Source organism: Dehalobacter sp. CP, assembly GCF_047652685.1.
Classification (GTDB): Bacteria; Bacillota; Desulfitobacteriia; order Desulfitobacteriales; family Syntrophobotulaceae; genus Dehalobacter.
Genome location: NZ_CP157399.1, coordinates 1,852,023 through 1,874,385 on the forward strand (window position 1 = coordinate 1,852,023; position 22,363 = coordinate 1,874,385).

A 22,363-nucleotide genomic window follows, 5' to 3' on the forward strand; every position below is an offset into this window, starting at 1 on the left:
TTGGTTCATTTTCTGTATCATCATCTTTAATTCTTACTGGCGACGCTACCCAGTAAAGTTTCAAAATATTTTTGATTATGCAGGACCAGCTTATCTTCCGGCTTATACTCGCCGGCTTTCTTGTTATAGCGGATGGCCTCCGCCAGGTTACCGGATTTAAAGTAACAGGCGCAAAGCTCCATACATGGAATATAACCGTAACAATCATGGACGACAGACCCCCAGCTTTCTTCCGGCTTTTTTATCGTGGTTGCCAGCTCATACCAGAATATTGCTTTGGGATAATCCTCCGCAGTTTTATACAAATGACCGATCTGGCAGCAGACTTCCGCCCTGGGAAGATCGTGCTCCATACTTCGCAGCAACGCTTTAAGCGCACTTCCCCGGTCATTTTTGCTCAAATAGCAGTTACTCATATCGATGCTGGCATCAATATAATTAGATAAAAGCCCTCCCTCGGTATCGAGGAATTTGTCGTAATATTGAATGGCTTCGTCAATTCTGCTGTTAATATAAAGCTCCCGTGCGTAATAAAAACAATTTCTGTCGCTTAAGATCCGGCCTTCGGAAATAATCTTTTCAAAGATCTCCAGATTTCTTGCGGTCTTCCGTTCAACTTTTTTATGGGTCACACAAATGTCCGAGTTGATAATGTTTCCTTCAATTTTTATATATTCGTGAATCGGGTCTTGCCAAGTATAGTTCATCGACCTTTTCAGGAGTCTTTCCCGGAAAAAAGTACAGACAGCATTCCCTTTATCATCGACGCCAAGGTTGTATCTCATCATCACAATATCCACTTGCGGATTCAGGGTCTCTTTCAGCTGCCGGAGCTTATTCCTGTCATCCTCCAGCAGCACATCATCCGCATCCAGCCAGAGAATATAGTCTTGGGTAGCTTGGGCAAAAGAAAAATTCCTGGCTGCTGCAAAATCATCTATCCAGGCAAAATCATAGACCTTGGCTTGATAACGGGCAGCAATCATTTTGGTTTGGTCCGTCGAACCAGTATCCACAATAATCATTTCATCAGGTATATCTCTGACACTTTCGAGACATCTTCCGAGCGTCTTTTCCTCATTTTTTACAATCATGCACAGGCTAATTGTGACCATTGCTTTCTCCTTGAACTGTATCAAATTCACAATTCATACTATGTGAATCGAGCAAGTCTGGTGAATCTCGATGCGCAATCCGCGGACAAGCAGAATACTATATAACGTAGAAAAACCTCGTTCAAAAAGGAAAGGTGATAGAATTGATTCACACATTTTACGCGGCAGCCGACGCCTATATAACCAATCTTACCCCAACGGCAAATAACGGAAAGACAGGTACAATGTATACAGGCCTGGATCCGTATTCCGGTTCAATCTACAGAAACTTGCTAAGGTTTGACCTCTCCATGCTTGAACCCAACATTACCATCCAGAAAGCGGTACTCCGGCTTTATCTGAGTACCCGTTATCAAGCAGGCGCACCGCAGCAGCTGGATATTTATCGTTTAACCGATGCCTTTGAAGAAACTGCTGTAACCTGGGATAATGCTCCCCGATCCATTTTAACTCCTGATTATACGCTGGTTGATGATAACAACCCTAATGGCTATATCGATATCACCATGACCGATCTGGTGAAAGACTGGTATATTACACCTGCCGACAATTATGGCATTATGCTTCAGACTACGGAGCTTGCAAATTCCCTTTTGGCCTTCAGGACAAGGGAATATGCCGAAAGTGCCATGTGGCCTATGCTGATTATCGAGTATTCCCTAACCCGTACCGTCATCTACGCCAGTCCTGTCATCGGCGACTTCTCCTATTTATCCACAAGCTTTGTTTTAGAAGGGCATGCCTTAGAAACAGCTTATACAATCACCTATGATTCATCGGCCCCCACAGCAGGTCTTGCTATCGTGGAGCAAAGCCAAGATGATGATACTTGGGCTCAGTCAACCTCCATTAGTTTGGACCCTGGAGAGACCAGAACAATGAACGTTTCTACACCTATGGTCTATGAAAGGCTGTCATTTGTAAATGCTGCAAGCGCCGCCATGACAAATACCGTCGGCAGTACAATTGATGTCAATACCAATATTGATAATTCCAACGAAACTGCTTTACGTTACGAATCATCGAATACGCTTCTTCCTATTGACCCTGATACTGGAGTTATGACACTAGCAGTTGCGGATACGACGACAATTATCATAACCGCCAAACGCCTGGATAACTTCAACTACTTTAGCTTTGAAGTAACTGCAGCCCCTTGATAGCCAAGACTGCTGAATAACTTGCGGTTGAATATGACTCCCGGATTATCCGGTTTATATTGAGCCGCTTTTTCATTGTATTTTTGTGCTTCTTCCATATCCCCGATCCTGTAATAACAGTAACATAGCTGAATGCTCGGGATAAAACCCCAGAAATCATACAGGACGGTATTCCAGCTGATGTCAGGCTTTTTGAGGGTAAGTGCCAACTCGTACCAGCCGATTGCCTTCGGGTATTCTTCTTTTTCCAAATATAAGCTTCCAATGTAACACAGTGTCTCAGCGCGCATACTGCCGTATTCAAAACTCCGGATCAATATCCGGAGCGCTTTTTTCCATTCCTGAGCCCGATGATAGCAATCGGCAAGGTCCAGACAAGCCAGTATCGCATAGTTTTCAAACGTATTTTCACTGTCCAAATAGCGATTGTATTGCTCAGCGGCCTCCTCATAGCGGCTGTTGATATACAGTTCTCTGGCATAATAGTACAGGTCCCTGGCGCTGATTTCGCTGCTTTGTCTTATGAGTTTTTCCAAGATCTTTAAGTTTCGGTCGCTTGTACCGCGCTCTTTACGATGCGTAATGCAGATTTCAGTATGAAGAATATTGCCGTTGAACTCAATACACTCATGAACCGGATTGCACCATTTGAAACCGGCACTTCTGTTAACCAGCCGTTCCCTGTAAAAAGTGTCGGTCTCATACCCTTTTTCATCCCTGCCAACATTGTATTTCATCATCACAACATCAAAGAATGGCGGTATTTCCTGCTTCAATTCCATAAGAAGCTGACGATCCTCTTCCAAAATTACATCATCAGCATCCAGCCACAGGATATAGTCCATTTGAGCCATGGAAAAAGAATAGTTCCTAGCCGCAGCAAAATCATCAATCCACGTAAAATCATAAATCTTTGCGGTGAATTTTGCTGCGATTTCCTTGGTTCGGTCAACAGAACCGGTATCCACAATGATAATCTCATCGACAATGTCCCTAATCCCCGTCAGACATCTTTCCAGTGTCAGTTCCTCATCCCGGACAATCATACATAAACTGATCGTAATCATTGCGCTCTCTCCGGTGCTTTATCATTTTTCTTTGCTATATTTTTATGTTGCAGAAATTGTTATGTGCAGTCTCAACCCGGTATATGGTTACATAGGATAGTAGTATGAATATGGTGGTATGAATATAAGCCGCGATGAGGTGCGTTCCATGACCGAAGCAAAAAGAAAGGTTTTGTCCCCTTCCTATCTGAAAATCTTCAGCTGTATTGCCTCAGCCTGTGAAAGTTCCTGCTGCATAGGGTTTAACATCCGAATCGATCCTGAAACCTTCAGCAAATACAAGATCGAAGATGATCCCGTCATCCGCAAGTTATTTGAAGAAAACATTTATATCATCCGCAGTTCGACAGCAAAACAGGATTACATCACCATCAATCCGACCAAAGATTATCGTTGTCCTTTCCTCACGGAAGAAAAACTGTGCTTCCTGCAATGCCGGAAAGGAGAACAGTACTTATCCGAGATCTGTGCTTCCTTTCCATGTATCGGCAATATTTTTAACGGTGTCCTGGAAAAATCAGCAACTCTAGCTTGTCCGGAAGCAGCGCGTCTGGCTCTGTTGCAGACCGAGGCGATGGATTTAATCGAAGTTGAAGAGCCCAATGATACCCGGAATTTTGTTTACAATTTGCTAAACACCGAAGACAAAATGTTTCAGAATAAACCTGTGAAGCACCTGCCTGAACTCAGAGAATTCACTTGGAGTATCCTAAAAGACAGAAAATACCATTTAGATGATAGGGTTGTTTTTCTTGGGGCCTTTATGGAAGAGGTTGACCGGCTGGAAAAAGCGTCTGCTGTTGATAGAATCCCGGATCTCATTTTGAGCTACACAGCTCTTTTTACAGATGCTTCAGCAATGCAGGATATAACAGCCATTCCTGTTTCTCCGGTCCCACGTATTTCTCTGTTTCTACCTCCTGCGATCCGTGTGATTCTTCCCTCGATTGAATCAGACCGGTATCTACGTTGTTTCAGTAAATTCTTAGAAGGAATTCGTTTTTATGCCTCAACAAGTTATACCGAAGTTGGTAAATGCTATGAAGAAGCCTACCAAAGGTATTACTCCCCTTTTATGCGTGAACATGACTATATCCTGGAAAACTACCTCTTAAATTACGTTTTTATGAAGCTGTTCCCTTATGACTTGAATGGGAATTCAGTTTATTACAGTTACTTGCTGCTGGCAGTCAATTATGCCTTGCTCAAAATGCAGCTCGTTGGAATATCGGCTTATCAGCAGGAATTGACCGTTGATACTGCCATCATGGTAATTCAATCCTATACAAAAGCTGTCGAACATAAATACCCAATTCTCCATAACCTGATTCAAGCGCTCAAACAAAACCATTTGGATTCTCTCGCCCATATTGCAGTTTTTATCAAGGATTAAAGCCAAAAACATTTTCGAATAGTGAGAAGCTCACCCGTAATAATACAGGCAGGCTTCTCTAACGCTCATCTTATACCTATTTGATAATCAAGGATCAAGAGGCTGTTGCAGCGGTAGATAATTACTGCTGAAAAGTGGGTCTACAATTTGGTCACTGACCACAGTAGGTGTTGTTCTTGACCAAATAAATACCTTTCCTGGGGTCGCGCCGGATACTTCGATTTCTATCTGGGTGTTGGGCAATTTTTGATTGAAAAAGATGCTTGTCGTACAATAAGGTGGCAAGGTAACCGTCGATTTGAAAGTTGGACTGAGAAGTGTCTTGGGACAGACATCTACATTAAAGACCGAAACATTTATGGGCCCGATAGTGGATGCACTGTTGTTCATGACTTTAACATCTAGGATATTCCCTACACTGGCATTACTGAGTTTGAACGGTCCTGAAGTCTGGGCGTTGGCAGCACCTAGACTTGCTTCTATCGCTGCTACTTCAGATTTTATTTCCAGCAAACCAAAGGTGGGACTCAAGACAGCGTTTTGGATCTGGAAGATTTCAGTTTTAATTTCTGCTAAGCCAAATGTTGGACTGAACACTGCCCCTTCGATTGCGGCTATTTCGGACTTAATCTCCTGCAGACTGAAAGTCGATCCTACGATACTCGTGAAAATGCCTTCAACCAGCGTGCCGATACTGAAGACTTCCGTCTTGATCTCTGCCAACCCGAATGTCGGACTGAACACCGCACCTTCAATCGCGGCCACTTCGGACTTAATCTCCTGCAGACCAAACGTTGCTCCCATCATGCTCGTGAAAATGCCTTCAACCAGCGTGCCAATACTGAAGACTTCTGTCTTGATCTCTGCCAACCCAAACGTCGGACTGTCTAGCTTATTTTCGATATTCTCAACCGTGAATTCAATAACCTGAACTTCGGACTTAATCTCCTGCAATCCAAAAAACGGATGATTCACTGCTTTTTCTATCGAAAATATCTCTGTTTTGATTTCTGCAAGCCCAAATGTCGGGCTTTCCAAGAGTTTCAGGATTTTCTTGCAATCAGGCCGATGCTTGGGACAGCAGCCTTTTTTCTTGCAGAAGAATTTAAACGAACTGCCAAAGAAAAACAGGGCGCCTACCGCAGTTACGCTTATTTTCAGATTTCTTACGATCACAATCTTTTTTCTACCTACCTGATCTTTGGGACTGGTTTGATTGTCCACCTTGCTCTTGTGAAGAATTTTTATTGTCACCCCACCTAAGAAGAGTCCCGACAATACACCAATACATATGATTGTTGTATTCACAGCTTGTTTAATTGTAGCAAAACGTGCGTATAGTCCGGACTCAGCTGCATATCCAGTTTCTGTCTGATTATTACGCAATTCATCTTGGATCATCTGCAAGTGACATAAGAAATTTGCCAAAGATATTTTATCCAATATCTTTTTACTATTTTCGTAGTCATCAGACACCACAATACCTCCTTTTTATTTCTAATATTATCCAATTTTAGTACGTGCTTATTAATATGATTTTGGGAAATTTATTGTGAAGAAAAGCAAGCATTTTCTCTAAATAATGGAATATCTTAAACAAGCTCAACCTATTTTTCATACAATATGCTGTAATAGCTTCTAAAACATGCTCCAGAAGTATTTGGAACAAGATATGGAAAGAGGAAGGGAAGACAATGATTCCACCTTTCATCAGTTATATTACATTTAACCGCTTAGGCCTGACCGCGAGAAATCTTGATTCGATCCTTGACACTTCAGAAGAATTTGAAATGCACATCATCGACAGTAATTCCAGGGATGATACCTGGGAATATTTAAGATCCCTTCAGGACCCGCGCATTCAATCCGTAACCAGGCTTCCTCAAAACTGCGGGCCCATTTATCCCCTAAACTTGAATCTTTCCAGAAGAAAACCGGCACAATATTTTTTAACCATTGACAGTGATGTTTTTATGATCAGCAAGAAATGGATCTCACATTTTATGGAGGTTTTTGAGACGTTTCCTGAAGCAGGACTTCTGGGCGTTAAAAGAGGAAAACCTTACCCTCGGTATTACCCTCCGGTTATTCCCAGAGTTAAAGATAACATTCATTATTTACAATTAGAAAACGGGCATATTGACGCTCCGCTCGACTTTGTTCCAGGCTGCTGCCAAGCCTTAAGACCAGAATTAATCAATCAGATCGGTTATTGGAACGAAGAATGCTGTTATGGTGATTCCGAACTATCTGCGCGAATCTGTTGTTATACTGATTTTAAGGCAGGTTTTATCGATACCATTGAAATTGAGATGACGCAGTCTATTAACTGCACCGAATGTCAGGCTGAAAGATGGTGCAGCTTGAATCATCCGGTAGACACCTGTTTCGATATCTGGCGCAGACATTATATTAATAGAGCTGCCGCCGCAAAATTCCGGCCAAACTTTCTCAAGGTATTCCAGGAACTTAAGCAAGGAAAAAGGTCAGCCTATTCAGCCTCAATGTCCGATCCCGAGTCAACCCAAAAAAACCTGTATCATCAAAACTGGGCAATGGAAAATATCAGATATTATATTCAAAATTCTAATTAAGAAATAAAGCAGAAACGAAAAGAATTATGCAACAAAAAAGCACCTTTCCGCCATAGGAAAGATGCTCTTAACCATTCGATTCGTTATTCACAGCTTCATTTTATGTTAATCTACATATGCCAAAATTACCTGGATTTCAGGATATCTCTTATCTCCGTAAGCAGGATTTCCTCATTAGAAGGTTCCGGAGGTGATTCGGGAGCGAGCGGCTCTTCTTCTTTCTTTCTCCTTAATTTCATCAGCACTTTCAGCATAAAGAAGATGGCCAGTGAAATAATCAGAAAATCAACAATCGATTGAATGAATGCGCCATACCTGATCGCCGCTTCCGGTACACTGTCTGTCGCTTCCGTAATGACAATTTTCAGATTGGCGAAATTAATCCTTCCGAGCAAGAATCCGATAACCGGCATCAGTATATCATTAACTAGAGACGTGACAATCTTCCCGAAGGCACCGCCAATAATTACAGCTACCGCCAAATCGACAATGTTACCTTTCATGATGAACTGTTTGAATTCATTAACCATCGGATCACTCCTCTCTGTTACCATTATAATCAAACATACTGTCTTGCACAACGGCTTCTCGCCGCTCCTTGCCATCCAAAGAATATTATTACTAATGTTCCAATAAACGCTGCACTGTACTGATCAATCCGCTCAGATCAGCAGAATATTGTATATAGCTTACTTGCTGGTTCCCACTGTACTGTATTGCTTCATCCGTTTCTTTAACCATCGATGGCGGCTGTATTGATGTCACAAGCAGCAGGATCCTGGAATCAGGCCAATGTGTGCGGCATTCAGCAATTAATGCTGACGTCTTCGGGCCGCCCTCCCCATCCGGTGATTCGGCAATAACGACTTTGGGATAAATTTCAAAGGAACCCATTTCATCGGAACCTTGTAGCACCCTTTTCAGACCCGAAATCGTTGTCACTTTTACCCCAGTGCTCAAAAGTGCCTGCTCCAACGGATAATTAAACAAATTATCTTCCAGTGCGATCAGTACGTCGGTCTCACTGTTTTTCTTGTTTGCCGCCGGGGGGAAACTCATTGAAAAGACAGCGCCACCCTCTTCCCTGTTAAAAGCCGTAATTTCACCGCCATGATTATGTACGATAGCCCGAACAATTGGAAGTCCAAGGCCGGTTCCCCTTTCTTTCGTGGTAAAAAACGGACGGAATAAATTTTTCATGGCTTCCGGCGTTAATCCCGGCCCGTTGTCTATGACATTGATACAAACCTGATTGCCGCGTTCTTCCAGCCGAATGATTACTCTTCCCCCGGCGTCTGCAGCCTGGACTGCATTTCGTACCAGATTCAGCATGACCTGCGTTAATTGTCCCGGATCAGCTGCCACTGGTGAGACCTTTCCTGTTTCCAGAATAATATCTGACTTTGTGCCCATAGCTTCTCCTTGAAACAGCGGCATCAGTTCCTGGAGAAAAGCAACCGGGTCAATCGGTTCGGCTTCAATGTTGGATGGTTTTCCAAGCAGCAAAAATTCATTCAATAAACGGGTGACCCTGTCAAGTTCCCGCAAAACCAGGTCTTTATAATTGCGTGTTAGTTCAGGATCTTTCTTGCGTCCCATGAGCTGTAGAAGCCCGCTTGCCGCACTGATTGGATTACGCAGTTCATGCGCCAGGACGCCCACCATCTTTGCAGTCGCCTCAAAACGCTCAGCCTGACGGGCACTCTCCTGCCAGTGGTAATAATCCGTCCGATCCTCCAACAGCAGCAGCCAGCCTCTGACTGTCGTTTCTTCCAGCAATGGAGATACCTGCCAGTCAACGCGGCAAATGTCGGAATCACTGTACTTATCCGGGAAAGAATCCATTTGCCCACCAACCGGGATAACGGTATTGGAACGGATATAACCCAGCCACGGTCCCGGCCAATCAGCGATCGAGCTTCCGAGCAGGTCAACATTTGCACCATTCATCAATTGCTCTGCCTGTCTGTTGGCATAGATAATTCGATAATGACGGTCAATCATAACAACTGCACTGCCAACCGCACCCAAAAGTACATCCAGCTGTTTTTTGAGCAACCGGCATAAACAAACCCCATCAAAAGCAATTATACACTCTTCAGCCATTAGAGGGAGCAGAAATTCCGCCCGGCTGAAATCACGAGGCTGTAAAACGCCTAACTCTCCGTGTAAATTACCTTGGTTGATTTCAAAGATCGTTGTTTCAAAAGAATATCTGTTTAAACGGGCAGCCTCTACCGCACGCTCATCTCCTTTGATCAGTAAGGCAGAGAATCCTGAGTCTGCATACTCTAGCCAGCTCCCCTCTGCATCAAGCAGGATCATCAGGGCATTTAAAATAAGCTCAAGCAATTGATCCTGAACATTTTCTTCTCCGTGACAAAGAGATATAACAGTATGGTTCAATTTACGCAGCGCAGATAATTCAACAGTCCGTATCTCTCCGCTAAATCCGGTCAGCGCATTCTGGAAGCTGCTGAGCATATCCGCAGCTAAACGGGCCCGGTCAGCCACGGAAAAATTTGATTTTCCCTGCCGGCAGGAAGAGCACTCCACTGCATCCAGAAAGAAACCATCATTCAATGGCCAGCGAACAGGTTGCCGGCTGAAAGGTTCATACGTCTGATGACAAATGGGGCAGGACTCAGGCCTTTTCGTTAATAACGTGCCATCTTCAGATACAATCATCAATTTCAAATGTAAGCCTGTTCCGATACATTCCAAAAAAATGTTCCAGCGTTCCGACTTGATCATTTCGGCTGCCTCAATCCACTCGGACACGGTCATGGTCCTCCTTTGCCTATCCTATCTGTACATAAGCAAATTCGACCAGAATTGATGATTTCCTTCCAGATATTACACTATTTTTTCCATGTTAGTCTGATTAAGGAAACACGACTCGACACTATTCGCTCAATCCCGGTGTTATACTGAAATTAGTCCTAATCCATATTAATTTGGAGGATTGACACATGAATAAAATATTGGTCGTTGAAGATAACCCCGTTATTGGAATGGTTATTCAAACCGTGTTAACCGATGAAGGACATCAGGTTGAAGTGCGGAAAAGCGCCATGGAAGGTCTGTACCTGATGTACACCGGTTTTATTCCTGATTTAGTCCTTACTGATTTGATCATGAGAGAAATGGATGGCAGAGATCTTATCCAAAAAATGCGTAATGACAAAAAGCTTTGCAGTATTCCTGCAGTCATTATTACGGCTTCAATCCCTAATGCAGAAAATTTGCCTGATAAAGATCAATTCCAGGGTTTGCTAAGTAAGCCCTTTGACCTGGAAGATTTGGTCGAAACCGTTGACAAGCTGGTCAATCATCAAACACTTGCAGCCAATAACACTGCACTTCAGGCTTCGACACCGGTCGCAGTATAAAGACTGATAAATCTCTCAATTGAATTGAACTGTTGAATAAAGACCGCCCCCTGGACATGTTACAATAAACTGGACACTGAGTTAAGAGAAAAAGGTGAACAGTTTATGAGTAGAAAAAGTTATGACCGTCAATTCAAGATTGCTGCAGTAAAATTGGTGTTGGAAGACAATTTATCCGTTTCCGAGGTTTCAAGGGAATTAGCTATTCACTACAATAGCCTTTACCGTTGGATAAGTGAATATGAAGAGTATGGGGAAAGTGCGTTTCCAGGCCAAGGAAGCGCACTTTACAATTCTCAATATGAAATAAAAAAGCTTAAAAGGGAAAACCAGGAACTTAGATCGGAGTTAGAACTGCTAAAAAAATTCCAGGCCTTCTTGAAGAAAAAGAATGTATAAGATTCCAATATCTTAAGGAAAACCAGGACAAATATAATATCAAGAAGGCCTGTAAAACATTAAACATTTCACGTTCTGGCTTCTATGAATACTTAAAAAGAAAACCCTCCAGACGAATGCTTGAGAACGAAGTCTTAAGTAATGAAATCAGAAAAATATTCGAAGAACATAAAGGCAGATACGGCTCACTACGGATTACAAAAGTCCTTCAGCAAAAGGGTATTACTGCAAACCGAAAACGTGTTTCTAAACTGATGAGAAATATGATGCTGATTCCCAAGGGCACCAGATATCGATACAAACGCTACAACCTAGGCTCATCCTCAACAGAAAGACCTAATTTACTTAATCAATCATTTCATACTGATAAAAAGAATAAAATTTGGGTTGGAGATATTACGTATATATCTACCAAGAAAGGGGTACTGTATTTAGCTGTTTTCATTGATATTTATTCTCGCAAAGTATCCGGGTGGTCTATGTCCAGAAAAATGAAAGATACTCTGGTAATGGATGCATTTATGCAGGCTTATGGCAAAGAACATCCGGAAAAAGGACTTATTGTTCATACGGATCAAGGTTCCCAATTCACTGGCGCTAATTTCCAAATGTTATTACGTCAACATGGTGCGGTTTCCAGCGTAAGCCGGAAAGGCAATCCCTATGATAATGCCCTAATGGAATCATTTTATAGAACAATAAAAAGAGAGCTTATTCGGGACGCTAATTTTGAAACCCCTGAACAAGCTCAGCAAGAAATCTTTAAATACATTGAACTATATTACAATACAAGGAGAATGCATTCCTCGCTTGGATATCTTTCTCCTGTCCAATTCGAGGAACTAAATTCATAAAAATAACTTAACTTCGTGTCTAGTTTTTGTTGACAGCTCCACCCTTATTGAAAGTAATCTGTATACAATAAGGGGGCAGCTTTATTTTATTTGGTATCATAATTTGCACAAAAAATTACAATATAAAGGAGTGTGCTAACTATGATCGGAGGCGCATTTCGGTTTATAGTCAAAGAAGACTAATTTAATGATTTCAAGGAAATTGCCGAAAAGCTGGTCACTGCGGGCAGAACCGATGAAGAGTGCATCCTTATTTCCTTCCCTATGCCCGGTTCCTTATTTGTGCTCACTGCTTATCTGCTTTCTGTTTCCGACTTCCTATCCGTTGCTTCTTAGGAAGCAGCAGAATCGCCTCTCTTTTTAGTTTGTTTTGCTTTATTTCTTTCAATATACAGTTCATCCAGATATTTTTCAAACTTGTCCCCAAGATTCGGGGATTCCAGTGCAAATTCAACCGTCGCCTTTAAGTAGCCAAGCTTATCGCCTGCATCGTACCGTTTTCCTTCTAAGAGGCAAGCGTATACTTGTTCGTGTTTACTTTGCGCCCGCAGCGCATCTGTAAGCTGGATTTCCCCTCCTGCTCCAGCCGGGACTTTTTCAAGATATTCAAATATTGAAGAGTTGATCAAATACCTGCCCATAATAGCGAGCCTGGAAGGGGCTATCAACGCAGATGGCTTTTCAACCAAGTCTTTAACTTCCCAGACATTTCCCCAGTTATCCTGCGGATCAACAATCCCATATTTATGTACCTCACTATGTGGTACTTCCTGAATGCCGATCACGGTCGACGATGTCTCTGAGGCAACATCGATCAGCTGTTTGATTGCCGGCACCTTGGACTTGATAATATCGTCTCCGAGCAGGACAGCAAACGGCTCTTTGCCCACAAAAGACTTGGCGCAAGAAATGGCATGTCCCAGCCCCAATGCTTCATTCTGCCTGATATAGTGAATGTTGGCTAAAGAGGAGAGATTCTTTATTTTTTCCAGGATTTCCAATTGGCCATTCTTCTCCAGATGAGCTTCCAATTCAGGTGAGCGGTCATAGTAATCGACAATGGACCCTTTTCCTCTGCCGATAATAATCAAGATATCTTTGATTCCGGAAGCAATCGCCTCATCTACAATATATTGAATGGTCGGCTTATCAACAATCGGCAGCATCTCTTTCGGCAAAGATTTCGTCGCTGGCAGAAATCTTGTCCCCAGTCCTGCTGCAGGGATTACGGCTTTAGTAACTTTCATGGATGAACCTCCAAATATAAAATAAAAATATCATTTATATATTCAAGCTAATTTTCGAGTTATATACTTATAATGCCATAAATTAATAAATATTTCCAGATTATTTATATTTTCTTAACATAAATGTTGGTTAAACTTCACATCCATATCAAAAGTCGCTAAAGGCCAAGCTACCGAACGATTATTGAAAAGATTTTGTCGCTTGCCTGAAAAAGGTTAGCTGCCGGTCATTTTTATTCTTCTTTATGATCCTCCGCTTGTGGTAAATATTTTAATTTTGATTCAACGAAGACCTTTCCGTTATCTATCTTCAAAATCCGCGAACACATCCTTAATGCCGTCTGACGATGGGTAATGAGCAGACAAGTGCTCCTGCTGCTAAAATTTTGAATAGCCTTGAGTACTTCTAACTCTGTTTCCATGTCCAGGGCAGACGTCGCTTCGTCCAGAATCATCACAGGGGCTTTTTTTAAGAAGGCCCTGGCAATCGCGATCCGTTGCGCTTGTCCCTCGGAAAGACCATGCCCGTCCTCTCCGATGACCGTATTGACTCCATGTGGCAGCTCTTGGATAAAGTCCCAGGCACGTGCAGCCTGAAGGGCACTTTTCATCTCTTCCGCCGTCGCACTGAGCTTGCCGCTCCGCAGGTTGTCGGCAATGGTGCCGCTGAACAATGTATTTCCTTGCGGAACATAGGTAATCCAATCCCGGGTCACAGCAGTGACTTCATATTTTTGACCGGCCGCATCTGTAAAATAGACTTCGCCATCCGAAGGTCTAACCAAAGCCAGCAAAAGCCTGATCAACGTCGTTTTTCCAACCCCGGAAGACCCTACCAATGCTACCAGTTCACCGGGTGCTATATCCACCGAAATCTTATCCAGGACCGGCTTTTCTTTCTCCTCTAAATAATAGAAGCTGACCTGCCGGAAACGAATACCGACATTTTTCTCTTGCGGGACCTGCCCTTCCCGCCTCTCCATTTGGATCTTTTCCAGTTCCTGCAGTCGCTCCGTTGACGCCAGCATCGCGATGATTTGTGGAAAGGCCCTGGCCAAGCTGACAAAAGGCCCTTGGACCTGCTGAACCAATGTCAGAAAAGCAGTCAATGTTCCATAGGAGATTGCCTTTTGAGACAAACGGACGATCCCCCAGCCAAACGCAACCAGGTAACCTGCCCAATATCCCAGCGAAATTATCGTATTGGCAGATAAGGTCGTCTTGTTTCTCTGAATCACCCACTTCATACGGTTCTGATGCAATCCCTGCAAGGTATCTGTATTCCTGTTTTCCAACCGAAACGCTTTCGTAATGATGAAATTTTGGATGGCTTCCTGAATGAACGAGCGGTAGATACTCTCCGATTCCTGTACTTTATGATTCAAGTTCTTCATCTTTCGGCCCCAGATCCGGCTGAACAACACGGTTGAAGGTCCCAGTATGAACGCAATTACTGCCAATCGCGGCTCATAATAAAGCAAGGTTACAAAAGAACCGACTAACTGCACGCCTAATGCCACGATACCCGGGATCACACTAATAATACAACTGGAGATGTTATTGACATCACTTGTCAACCGTGTCATCAGATCCCCGCTATGATAGTTCGAAAGCGGCAGCCATTCTGTCACCATCATCCTTTTGAAAAAACGCTGCCTCAGGGCGTTGGAAAAGCCTTCGCTGACGCGTACAGAAAGCAGTGACCCGGCAATCGATAACATGATATTAAGAAGTATCGCACCGCCTAAAGCAGCACCGGCCATACCGGCATAAGCCAGTTCTCCTGCAATCGCGTAGTCAATCATATGCTTGGAGAGTATGGCGTTTGCAACACCAAAAAGTGCCCCTGTCGAAGTAATCAGCAGAATGACGATGAGCCTGGGAAGAAAGGGGAGCACATCCGGTTTTATCCAACGAACAAAAACTATTCCTTTTTTAATTTCATCTTGAATAATCATTCTTTTCTCCTGATATTTTTGGAAGCATACTTTATAGTGCCATAGTTCCGTTAAAATTTCTACTCGATAATTCTTTTTATGCAATATTCGCTAAAATATTTTCTTTTTTTTAAAAATGGGACAAAAATCCCAACACCCTAGTCCGTTTATCCTATTGAATTTTGTCATTCGGCTTGATATAGTAACTTTATTACAAAAAATACATAAATTTTAAACAAAAGTAAAGTAAAATATTGCGTTTTGTTCCAACTGGGAATAAAATGGAAAATGGAAGGATTGATCTACAGGAACATTTGCTCAAGGCAAAGCAGTCGAAAGGCTGTGGCGCAAAGCTAAAGGGTCTAAGGGGGATTCCCTATGACAGCCAGTTGCCAAATTAGTTTTTATATAGTCATCTGTTTTTTTCAGCTAGAATGAATATAAAAAACTAAGCTGTCGGCAACTGGGGAACCAGTTGCTTTTTGTATTTTTATCTAGTTTGGAAAGGAAGGGACCAATGATTAAGAAAAGTATCACAAGAATCGCCGCCGGAATCTTCAGCTTCACACTTATTGTGAACACGTGCTTCGCTGTTCATACCGATAAAATGGTTTCTGCTGCGACTACAGTGAAAGATGTAACCTCCCAGGTCGAATTACTGGGAAACCCGTTCAACAAAGCTACTTTTGCCAAGAATGTCTGGGACATGCAAGTCTATAACAACCGTATTTATCTCGCCCATGGTGATTTTAATACGAACGCCGGTCCGATCCCGGTCATCTACTATGAGCCATCCGCCCAAAAATTCATCACGCAATATACCGTTGATGAAGAGGAAATCGCCCAATATAAAGTAATGGACGGCAAACTTTACATCCCTGGCACCGATTCACGGGGAGATTGGAACAATGGCAATTTCTATACCCTTGAAGATAATGACCAATGGCTCAAAAACGCAACCATTCCGAATGCACTTCATGTTTTCGACATGGCACTCTATAACGGTCAGCTTTATGCAGCCTGCGGAACCAGTAAAACAGGTTGGGGCGAAGTTCTTGTCTCCAATGATATGGGGAAAACTTGGACCAGCCGGGTTCCTCTTGGCTTTACATTTTATGGTTCCTGGGCCACTTCCCTCTTTGAGTTGAATCAAACACTGTATGCTTCAGGAAAGATGATGTACATGAAGCCAACTTCGATCACGACATCATACACCAAGTATGTCTCAATGCTTGGAATCACTGACAGCAGCTCCGCCAGACAGATCTATTCAACCAATTTCGCCAATGGCCTCACTTCGTCCTACGTCTACTATATGAAAAAACCTACAACCTTCCAAAATAAACTTGTATATCTAAATAACCGGATCACCACCTCTCACTGGCTTCCCGATTCTATGTATATTGCCAAAAGCATTAATGAATCCACAAAGGTGATATTCCCTGAGACTTCGGCTGTCCCTGCAGATCTGCTCATCAGAGGCAACAGTCTGTATGTGTTAACCAATGTGAAAAATTCTGCCGGCAATTACACGAGTGTCGTCTACCAAACCACCGATCTTCAGACTTGGAACGAAGTATTCCGTTTTAATACAGATACCTTTGCCAGATCCTTTGAAGAAATGAATGGTGACTTTTACTTCGGTCTGGGCTGCGATTCCGCAACTGTGGCCGCTTCTACAGGCAATATTCTTAAGGTAGCTAGTTCTGCCTATCAGGACATCCCCCTAATTCCCGTAATCAACAATCCCTCAATGAGTGAATTAACACCATCAACTGCTGAACTCATACAAACCATTCCTTCATCGACTACAGCTCCTATTATTGTGGACAATACCGACAGCAGCTTTATAAGCAATTCCACTTGGACCATCACTACACAATCCGTCGGCTATTACGGCAGCAATATTCTTAATGACGGTACCGCCGGAGCCGATCAAGGTAAATGGGCCATGTGGGTTCCGACAATAATCGAGTCAGGAAACTATCAGCTCTATATGAGATGGACAGCAGATTCCACCAGGCCAGCTGCCGCCCCCCTCGAGATTAGATACAACGGAGGCGTGGACACGAGTAAAACGGTCAATCAACAGGAGAATAACGGTACCTGGGTCCTCATCGGCACCTATGCTTTATCCGCAGGAAGCGATCAATACATCAAGATACTCTGCTCTTCCCCGGGATATACTGCCGCTGATGCTATAAAATTAGAGAAAGTGAACTGATTTCAGGGGAATGAATAATATAGACAAGCTTCGAGAAAATCCCGAGGCTTGTCTATATTAATTTGCGGATTTTCCGGTACACTTTCATGATGAAGTATCGGCAAGGCCTGAGAATCAGCCAAATATGAACCAGTGTCTTCAGCCTAAGATCAGAGCAAGGAATACGTTTGTCTTTCCGCCATATTGCGGGAACGACAGCGATGATTTGTTCCGGATACAGCGGACCTTCAATCCATTGCTGGGCATCCCCTACCATGAAAAAATGGTCTTTCTTTTTTTTAAGAACCCGATGCATGACATAATAGCTATTCATTCTGCGAATCAGGACAATATCTCCTCTTTTAATCTGGTCGAAGCTGCCCTGGGAGAATTCCACACTATCGATTGCATCCCGCAAAAACGGAACCATGCTGCTGCCGGATACGGGAAGTCTGACATCCTGTCCCTGGCTGAGGAGATCCGAGACTACAGGAAACAAGCCATTGGCTTTCACTTTTTTCACTTGATGCACTGATATACCAACTCCACCGCCTCTTGATCCGGTCTGCAGCGCAGCAAATACACCGGTACGGAAGAGACTATTTTCTCAAAGATACGCATCGCCTCGTTCATATGTTCCTGATCAAAAAACGGCAGGAAAGCTCTTGGCATGAACTGAATAATCGCCTCCCTGAGATCCATCCTACGAATAGAATTCTCGGCTGCTTGTTCCAGAATAATCACTGCTGACAAGGGTGCAGAATCATTCGTATTAATATTTGATGACCCGCTCCAGGGGGTTCCATAGACAATCACGTGGTCTTCCATAATCCGCACAGCAGGATTGTCATCGTTCAACACAAGCACATTCTCCTTATGTTCCTGCCAAAGCCTGGACTGTGTAGATTTCCCCGTTCCGGACGGCGCTGTAAACATGATTGCTTTATCCTGCCACTTTATCGCAGAAGCGTGAATTACCAGTCCTTGTTGTTTTAACAAGGCATGCCTGAAGACAATCCCCATTAGGGTAAATGCTGTATGGCGCAGCTTCATTCGGACATAGGATTCTTCCAGCTCATTTTTTTCGTGAATTGCTGCACAGGTTAGCCGTACATTTCGCCACGCGGCATCAACATCTAACAGTACAAGGATTTCCCCCACAGAGCCATATTTCCTTGTATAAAAATAAAACCCGGCTGCATTCGGTTTTTTAATACATTTATAACCAGAGCTCTCGTCAGAGAAATTTTCCCCTTGCGGCAAATCAATTTGCTCACTGGTTTGATAGGTAAAGCATAAATCAGCGACCTGCGGTTCCGACACATTGTAGTCAACTAGCCCTTCGAAAAGCTCAGCGGGGGTGCTTTCATCCATGTGAATGACGAGTCCTGCGACTTGATACTTGGGCAACAAAAACACTCCTTTTGCAGGTATACCTTTTTAAACAACAGGATCGAAAAACAGAATAGCACATCCATCAAAGGACATGCTATACGTACTTCCATTTGGTACTGCTCGGCTTATGCATTCGTTCTAGGCTGTACACCGTCAATAATACAGATACCTACGTAATCACATACAGAACCTTGCTGCACTACAGCAAACTCATCTTCAGAAGAGAGCTGTACAAATTCAAATTCTGGCTTATTGTACTGTTTCAATATAATCACCTCTTAACATGTAAATAATCAAAAAATCCTATTCTTGGTTGTTGGCAGTAAAAACCTTTCCGCCATAAGTAAATGTACAAAATGGCACATTATCCGGGCAAGACCCGGTCGTTGTACATTGCTGGCTTCCTACTCCCACAGCTGCAAAGCTTTCTTCAACACGTAATGAAATAAAATGAAACTCGGGTTTAAAATAACACTTCATCCTTCTTCACCCCATTTAAATAATAACCTATAAAAGGAGTATACTCGCAGATTCCAGTTTTTTCAAGTCCTATTTTTTGTATATTTTTAGAAACAATTAGTGAACTCAGTTGTTTTTTTGGTTATTATAGTCTGTCCTTCTTTTCGCCAGTTCACAGAGATACGGCGCCGGCTTGTCATAGCTTCCGGTTTCCTGATACAGTCTTCCAGGGCAGTGTTCACATAATACTTGATATTCGCATTCCTTGCACGCCTTGCAGACCGGGATCTGGGCACACTTTTGTTTCAACTCCACCCAGGCATTTTGAAATCCGGAGATAAGCGGATACACTTTGGGTTCCCCCATGATCCCGCAGGGAGCCATGCTGCCGTCCCAATTCACCCAACCGGTACAAGATCCGGACATACATTGAAAGGCAAAGTTTTCATCAGTCTGGGCCTTTGATGCAAGGATTTCCCGCATTGCCTCAGCCACAGCATCATCGTTCGGATTCACGGTTTTTTCCGTTTCCCCAATGATTTCGTTGTCAAAGCCGATCTTCCCTCTCTCCGTCATATGGATTTCAAAATTCAGCAATTCTTCCGGAGAAAGGCGGCATTCGCAAGAAGCGGTATTACAGCCTTCACGGACCGGCGCGATATAATTGACCACGCCCAGAACGCATTTCCTCTTCAGGGCAAAATTATGGATCTCGTCAAAGTCCGCTCTATTATACTGTGTAACCGTAGTTTTGATCTCCGTAGGGATCCCTTTGTCCATTAACAGATCAACAGCCCGCGTCGCCCGGTCATATCCATCGGCAAATCCAGTTACCTTCTTGTAGGTATCACGGGAAGCACCATACAACGTAATACTCACAAGTTTCGGCGGAATTCTGGAAAGCCAATTGACAAATTCCGGGGTAATCAGTGTTCCGTTGGTGAATATTTTAATGATTAAACCCAAGTTCATCAATTTTTCATATAACTCTTTAAAATCTTCGCGTAACAGCACCTCTCCGCCGGTCAGCGTAAGAAACAGCAGTCCGGCATCCCGGGCCTCTTCAGCCAATCGAACCCATTGTTCTGTTGTTAACTCTTTTGCTTTGGCCTGTTTATCATTCGCGGCATAACGCACATAGCACATCTTACATTGCAAATTGCACCTTGCTGTCAGCTCAAAGGAAGAAGCAATAAACTCTTTTCTTCTTTTGCTCTCCAATGCCAAATTGAGATAGAGCTCATTCCAAGTTTTTGCCATCAGACAGAAATCTCCTTATCGGTGTTCACTTTACTACGCTTCAATCAATCCTTTATCTTTAATGCTTTGGATAAATTCCTGAATATCCTTCTTGGCGATATCTTCGTCAACGCTGTATTCCGCCATCAAAACCTGAAGAAGCTCTTCCTCGGTTGTACCCTCTTTCAACTTCCCCCACAGAAGCGCGCCGCTTTCACTGAGTGTCATAATGCCATTAAATTCAACAACGCGCTCACCCAATGGCACAACAACCCATTGACCGGCTACTTCGCGTAATAAGAATCCCTCTTTTAATTTCAATTACTATCACTCCTCATATACGCATAATAACTAAATATTACCATATAGAATTAAAAAAACATACAATTATTTTTAAAAATTTCATTTATTTCTCTGTTCCAGTTCCCAGATCCGTCTTTTCAACTTTTTAATATAATGAACTATTCCAAATAAAAGCGTGACAAGTAGAACACCCGTCAAAACCCCGGCAGTATCGATGTAAATATCCAAGATCCGCGGCGTGCGCATCGCAGAGAATCTTTGGTGATACTCATCAATGATCCCGAAAAGCGGCGAGAGTAATACCGAAATCACAGCTGCCGGCACAACACGGTTAAAAGCGATATTCAGCATGATGCACATCACGGTGCCAATGAGTGCATATTCAATGAAATGGGCTATTTTCCTGAGCAGTTGATTAAAGGTGACTCTCCAAAACGTATCTCCTCTGTCCAGATCAAAATATCGATCCAGCCAATCAATCATCTGGTCAGCGATCCTGATGCTTAAATGATTCGACTGCGTTCCTGTCTGACTGCTCAGCTTCCATGAAAGAAAGACCAGAAACACAAGCACAATAAACAAGCCAACAGTCCCGATTATTCTTCTTATGATGCTGCTTTTCATTTGTTACCTCAACCATATTCTGTTCAAAATATTTCCCTGTCAACTTGATGGAGCAAACACTGCTGCAAGATCTCCACGGCCTCCCTGTCAGGACGGCATTTCAAACTGTATACGCCTACACCTAAAAGTACCTCAGACAACGTATGTAAGCACATTTCCATGATAGTTTTATCATAATACGGTAAAAAACAGCGTGGGATGATCTTGGCTGCAGCCTGCGCTGAAGAGACCCATGTAATCTGATTCTCAGGTGCCTGCTCCAGAAAGACGACGGCTTGCAAAGGCGCAGATCCGTTGAAATAGAGTGTTTTCGATCCGCTCCAAGGTGTACCATAGATATAGGGTTGCTGATCCGCGAAGCGTATTGCCGGTCGGTCATCATTTAAAACCCTTGCTTGCATATGTTCTGACCCAGCCTTGCTTGAGTGGACTTCCCGGTCCGATGGGGCTGTAAAAAGAATGCCATTTCCTTCCCAGGAAATTACTGAAGCATGGATGACGATACCGTGTTTAAAAGCAAACGGTTGCGAAATAGAATCTCCATCAGGAAGCCGGAAACAATCGATCAATCATCTGTTCATTGTCCAAGTAAGTTATCTCATCCCGGCTCCAGTCCGCATTCGCATCAGCTCTCGCAATCATTTTTCCGGTCGTATCGTCCGTCAAATAAATGGAGGTAGGGTAATCACCATCAGAAATATAAACCCATTTGGCGCGGTCATCTACAAGGATCTTCCCTTGAGGAACTGCAATGCAATCACTTGCTCTTGTCACAATCTCCAGGTCGATGAATTCCGGGTATTATTTTACTGCAAATGCTTTGAGTATCTGAAACCTTCCCGCCGCTCCGAAGCTACTCAGATCGTCAACCCGGCAATTTGGTAGTGATAATAATTAATAACAATCAACCCTTCTCAAGGAAATGAACCTGCCTAATATTGACAGGTTCAATAAATTATACCATATTTTTGCAAGCTGTACT

At 43.1% G+C, this 22,363-nt stretch carries 21 protein-coding genes and 1 riboswitch; of the genes, 6 read left to right on the top strand and 15 right to left on the bottom strand.

Annotation, left to right across the window (positions count from 1 at the left end; translation table 11 throughout):
• Positions 1–26: 26 nt before the first annotated feature.
• A complete protein-coding gene (locus AAH944_RS09190) occupies positions 27–1,115 on the bottom strand; it encodes a glycosyltransferase (protein WP_415534543.1) in 1,089 nt (362 codons plus the stop codon).
• 134 nt (positions 1,116–1,249) lie between these two features.
• On the opposite strand from AAH944_RS09190, the gene AAH944_RS09195 reads away from it, so the two are divergent.
• Positions 1,250–2,275, top strand: a complete 1,026-nt coding sequence (locus tag AAH944_RS09195) for a DNRLRE domain-containing protein (RefSeq protein WP_415534545.1) — start codon at positions 1,250–1,252, stop codon at positions 2,273–2,275.
• Here AAH944_RS09195 and AAH944_RS09200 read toward each other — a convergent pair.
• Entirely contained in the window at positions 2,242–3,342 is a 1,101-nt protein-coding gene (locus AAH944_RS09200; protein ID WP_415534547.1) for a glycosyltransferase, read from the bottom strand. The genes AAH944_RS09195 and AAH944_RS09200 overlap by 34 nt on opposite strands.
• Before the next feature lie 118 nt (positions 3,343–3,460).
• On the opposite strand from AAH944_RS09200, the gene fliB reads away from it, so the two are divergent.
• On the top strand, positions 3,461–4,735 hold the full coding sequence (gene fliB / locus AAH944_RS09205) for a flagellin lysine-N-methylase (RefSeq protein WP_415534549.1): 1,275 nt from the start codon (positions 3,461–3,463) through the stop codon (positions 4,733–4,735).
• 87 nt (positions 4,736–4,822) lie between these two features.
• On the opposite strand, the gene AAH944_RS09210 is transcribed toward fliB, so the two are convergent.
• Complete coding sequence (locus AAH944_RS09210) at positions 4,823–6,211, bottom strand: hypothetical protein (protein WP_415534551.1); 1,389 nt, start codon at positions 6,209–6,211, stop codon at positions 4,823–4,825.
• A gap of 218 nt (positions 6,212–6,429) precedes the next feature.
• On the opposite strand from AAH944_RS09210, the gene AAH944_RS09215 reads away from it, so the two are divergent.
• Positions 6,430–7,329, top strand: a complete 900-nt coding sequence (locus AAH944_RS09215; protein WP_415534553.1) for a glycosyltransferase family 2 protein — start codon at positions 6,430–6,432, stop codon at positions 7,327–7,329.
• 125 nt (positions 7,330–7,454) lie between these two features.
• On the opposite strand, the gene mscL is transcribed toward AAH944_RS09215, so the two are convergent.
• Positions 7,455–7,859 (bottom strand): large-conductance mechanosensitive channel protein MscL, encoded by a 405-nt coding sequence (gene mscL, locus AAH944_RS09220; protein WP_415534555.1) that lies wholly within the window; start codon positions 7,857–7,859, stop codon positions 7,455–7,457.
• A gap of 91 nt (positions 7,860–7,950) precedes the next feature.
• Positions 7,951–10,116, bottom strand: a complete 2,166-nt coding sequence (locus tag AAH944_RS09225; protein ID WP_415534558.1) for a two-component system sensor histidine kinase NtrB — start codon at positions 10,114–10,116, stop codon at positions 7,951–7,953.
• A gap of 185 nt (positions 10,117–10,301) precedes the next feature.
• Here AAH944_RS09225 and AAH944_RS09230 point away from each other — a divergent pair, with 185 nt between their 5' ends.
• Positions 10,302–10,721: a response regulator gene (locus AAH944_RS09230; protein ID WP_068884392.1), complete on the top strand. Its 420-nt coding sequence runs from the start codon at positions 10,302–10,304 to the stop codon at positions 10,719–10,721.
• A 105-nt stretch (positions 10,722–10,826) separates the two neighbouring features.
• Positions 10,827–11,974 (top strand): IS3 family transposase gene (locus AAH944_RS09235; protein WP_415534560.1). Its coding sequence is split into 2 segments (ribosomal slippage): positions 10,827–11,088 and positions 11,088–11,974, totalling 1,149 coding nucleotides; the frame shifts between segments, so codons are not numbered across the junction.
• Positions 11,975–12,306: 332 nt separating this feature from the next.
• Here AAH944_RS09235 and galU read toward each other — a convergent pair.
• Positions 12,307–13,221 (bottom strand): UTP--glucose-1-phosphate uridylyltransferase GalU, encoded by a 915-nt coding sequence (galU, locus tag AAH944_RS09240; protein ID WP_415534562.1) that lies wholly within the window; start codon positions 13,219–13,221, stop codon positions 12,307–12,309.
• A gap of 233 nt (positions 13,222–13,454) precedes the next feature.
• Positions 13,455–15,179 carry an ABC transporter ATP-binding protein gene (locus AAH944_RS09245; protein ID WP_415534564.1) on the bottom strand — a complete coding sequence of 575 codons (1,725 nt, stop codon included), beginning with the start codon at positions 15,177–15,179 and terminating at the stop codon, positions 13,455–13,457.
• A 291-nt stretch (positions 15,180–15,470) separates the two neighbouring features.
• Positions 15,471–15,555, top strand: a riboswitch (cyclic di-GMP riboswitch).
• Between the two features lie 120 nt (positions 15,556–15,675).
• Between AAH944_RS09245 and AAH944_RS09250 the strand changes: the two genes are divergently transcribed.
• Positions 15,676–17,382, top strand: a complete 1,707-nt coding sequence (locus tag AAH944_RS09250; protein WP_415534566.1) for a hypothetical protein — start codon at positions 15,676–15,678, stop codon at positions 17,380–17,382.
• A gap of 52 nt (positions 17,383–17,434) precedes the next feature.
• Here AAH944_RS09250 and AAH944_RS09255 read toward each other — a convergent pair whose 3' ends face one another.
• The 8 genes from AAH944_RS09255 to AAH944_RS09290 all read right to left on the bottom strand — a co-directional run bounded on the left by AAH944_RS09255 (position 17,435) and on the right by AAH944_RS09290 (position 22,155).
• Positions 17,435–17,893, bottom strand: coding sequence for a S24/S26 family peptidase (locus AAH944_RS09255; RefSeq protein WP_025205853.1), 459 nt, complete (start codon positions 17,891–17,893; stop codon positions 17,435–17,437).
• Positions 17,881–18,771 (bottom strand): hypothetical protein, encoded by an 891-nt coding sequence (locus tag AAH944_RS09260; RefSeq protein WP_415534569.1) that lies wholly within the window; start codon positions 18,769–18,771, stop codon positions 17,881–17,883. The genes AAH944_RS09255 and AAH944_RS09260 overlap by 13 nt, the downstream gene beginning before the upstream one ends.
• A gap of 110 nt (positions 18,772–18,881) precedes the next feature.
• Positions 18,882–19,022, bottom strand: coding sequence for a hypothetical protein (locus AAH944_RS09265; protein WP_158208299.1), 141 nt, complete (start codon positions 19,020–19,022; stop codon positions 18,882–18,884).
• A 319-nt stretch (positions 19,023–19,341) separates the two neighbouring features.
• The gene (locus AAH944_RS09270) at positions 19,342–20,475 is read right to left on the bottom strand and encodes a radical SAM/SPASM domain-containing protein (protein ID WP_415534571.1); all 1,134 of its coding nucleotides are present in this window, start codon (positions 20,473–20,475) and stop codon (positions 19,342–19,344) included.
• Between the two features lie 33 nt (positions 20,476–20,508).
• Positions 20,509–20,775, bottom strand: a complete 267-nt coding sequence (locus AAH944_RS09275) for a PqqD family protein (RefSeq protein ID WP_025205856.1) — start codon at positions 20,773–20,775, stop codon at positions 20,509–20,511.
• 81 nt (positions 20,776–20,856) lie between these two features.
• Complete coding sequence (locus tag AAH944_RS09280; RefSeq protein ID WP_415534573.1) at positions 20,857–21,381, bottom strand: VanZ family protein; 525 nt, start codon at positions 21,379–21,381, stop codon at positions 20,857–20,859.
• Positions 21,382–21,404: 23 nt separating this feature from the next.
• On the bottom strand, positions 21,405–21,782 hold the full coding sequence (locus tag AAH944_RS09285; protein ID WP_415534575.1) for a hypothetical protein: 378 nt from the start codon (positions 21,780–21,782) through the stop codon (positions 21,405–21,407).
• A gap of 142 nt (positions 21,783–21,924) precedes the next feature.
• Positions 21,925–22,155 (bottom strand): hypothetical protein, encoded by a 231-nt coding sequence (locus AAH944_RS09290; protein WP_415534577.1) that lies wholly within the window; start codon positions 22,153–22,155, stop codon positions 21,925–21,927.
• Between the last annotated feature and the right edge of the window lie 208 nt (positions 22,156–22,363).

Excerpts from the sequence above, each read along its gene's own strand:
- AAH944_RS09190 (WP_415534543.1), bottom strand. The coding sequence starts at position 1,115 with ATGGTCACAATTAGCCTGTGCATGATTGTAAAAAATGAGGAAAAGACG.
- AAH944_RS09200 (WP_415534547.1), bottom strand. The coding sequence starts at position 3,342 with ATGATTACGATCAGTTTATGTATGATTGTCCGGGATGAGGAACTGACA.
- fliB (WP_415534549.1), top strand. The coding sequence starts at position 3,461 with ATGAATATAAGCCGCGATGAGGTGCGTTCCATGACCGAAGCAAAAAGA.
- AAH944_RS09215 (WP_415534553.1), top strand. The coding sequence starts at position 6,430 with ATGATTCCACCTTTCATCAGTTATATTACATTTAACCGCTTAGGCCTG.
- mscL (WP_415534555.1), bottom strand. The coding sequence starts at position 7,859 with ATGGTTAATGAATTCAAACAGTTCATCATGAAAGGTAACATTGTCGAT.
- AAH944_RS09225 (WP_415534558.1), bottom strand. The coding sequence starts at position 10,116 with ATGACCGTGTCCGAGTGGATTGAGGCAGCCGAAATGATCAAGTCGGAA.
- AAH944_RS09230 (WP_068884392.1), top strand. The coding sequence starts at position 10,302 with ATGAATAAAATATTGGTCGTTGAAGATAACCCCGTTATTGGAATGGTT.
- galU (WP_415534562.1), bottom strand. The coding sequence starts at position 13,221 with ATGAAAGTTACTAAAGCCGTAATCCCTGCAGCAGGACTGGGGACAAGA.
- AAH944_RS09245 (WP_415534564.1), bottom strand. The coding sequence starts at position 15,179 with ATGATTATTCAAGATGAAATTAAAAAAGGAATAGTTTTTGTTCGTTGG.
- AAH944_RS09250 (WP_415534566.1), top strand. The coding sequence starts at position 15,676 with ATGATTAAGAAAAGTATCACAAGAATCGCCGCCGGAATCTTCAGCTTC.
- AAH944_RS09270 (WP_415534571.1), bottom strand. The coding sequence starts at position 20,475 with ATGGCAAAAACTTGGAATGAGCTCTATCTCAATTTGGCATTGGAGAGC.
- AAH944_RS09280 (WP_415534573.1), bottom strand. The coding sequence starts at position 21,381 with ATGAAAAGCAGCATCATAAGAAGAATAATCGGGACTGTTGGCTTGTTT.
- AAH944_RS09285 (WP_415534575.1), bottom strand. The coding sequence starts at position 21,782 with ATGCAAGCAAGGGTTTTAAATGATGACCGACCGGCAATACGCTTCGCG.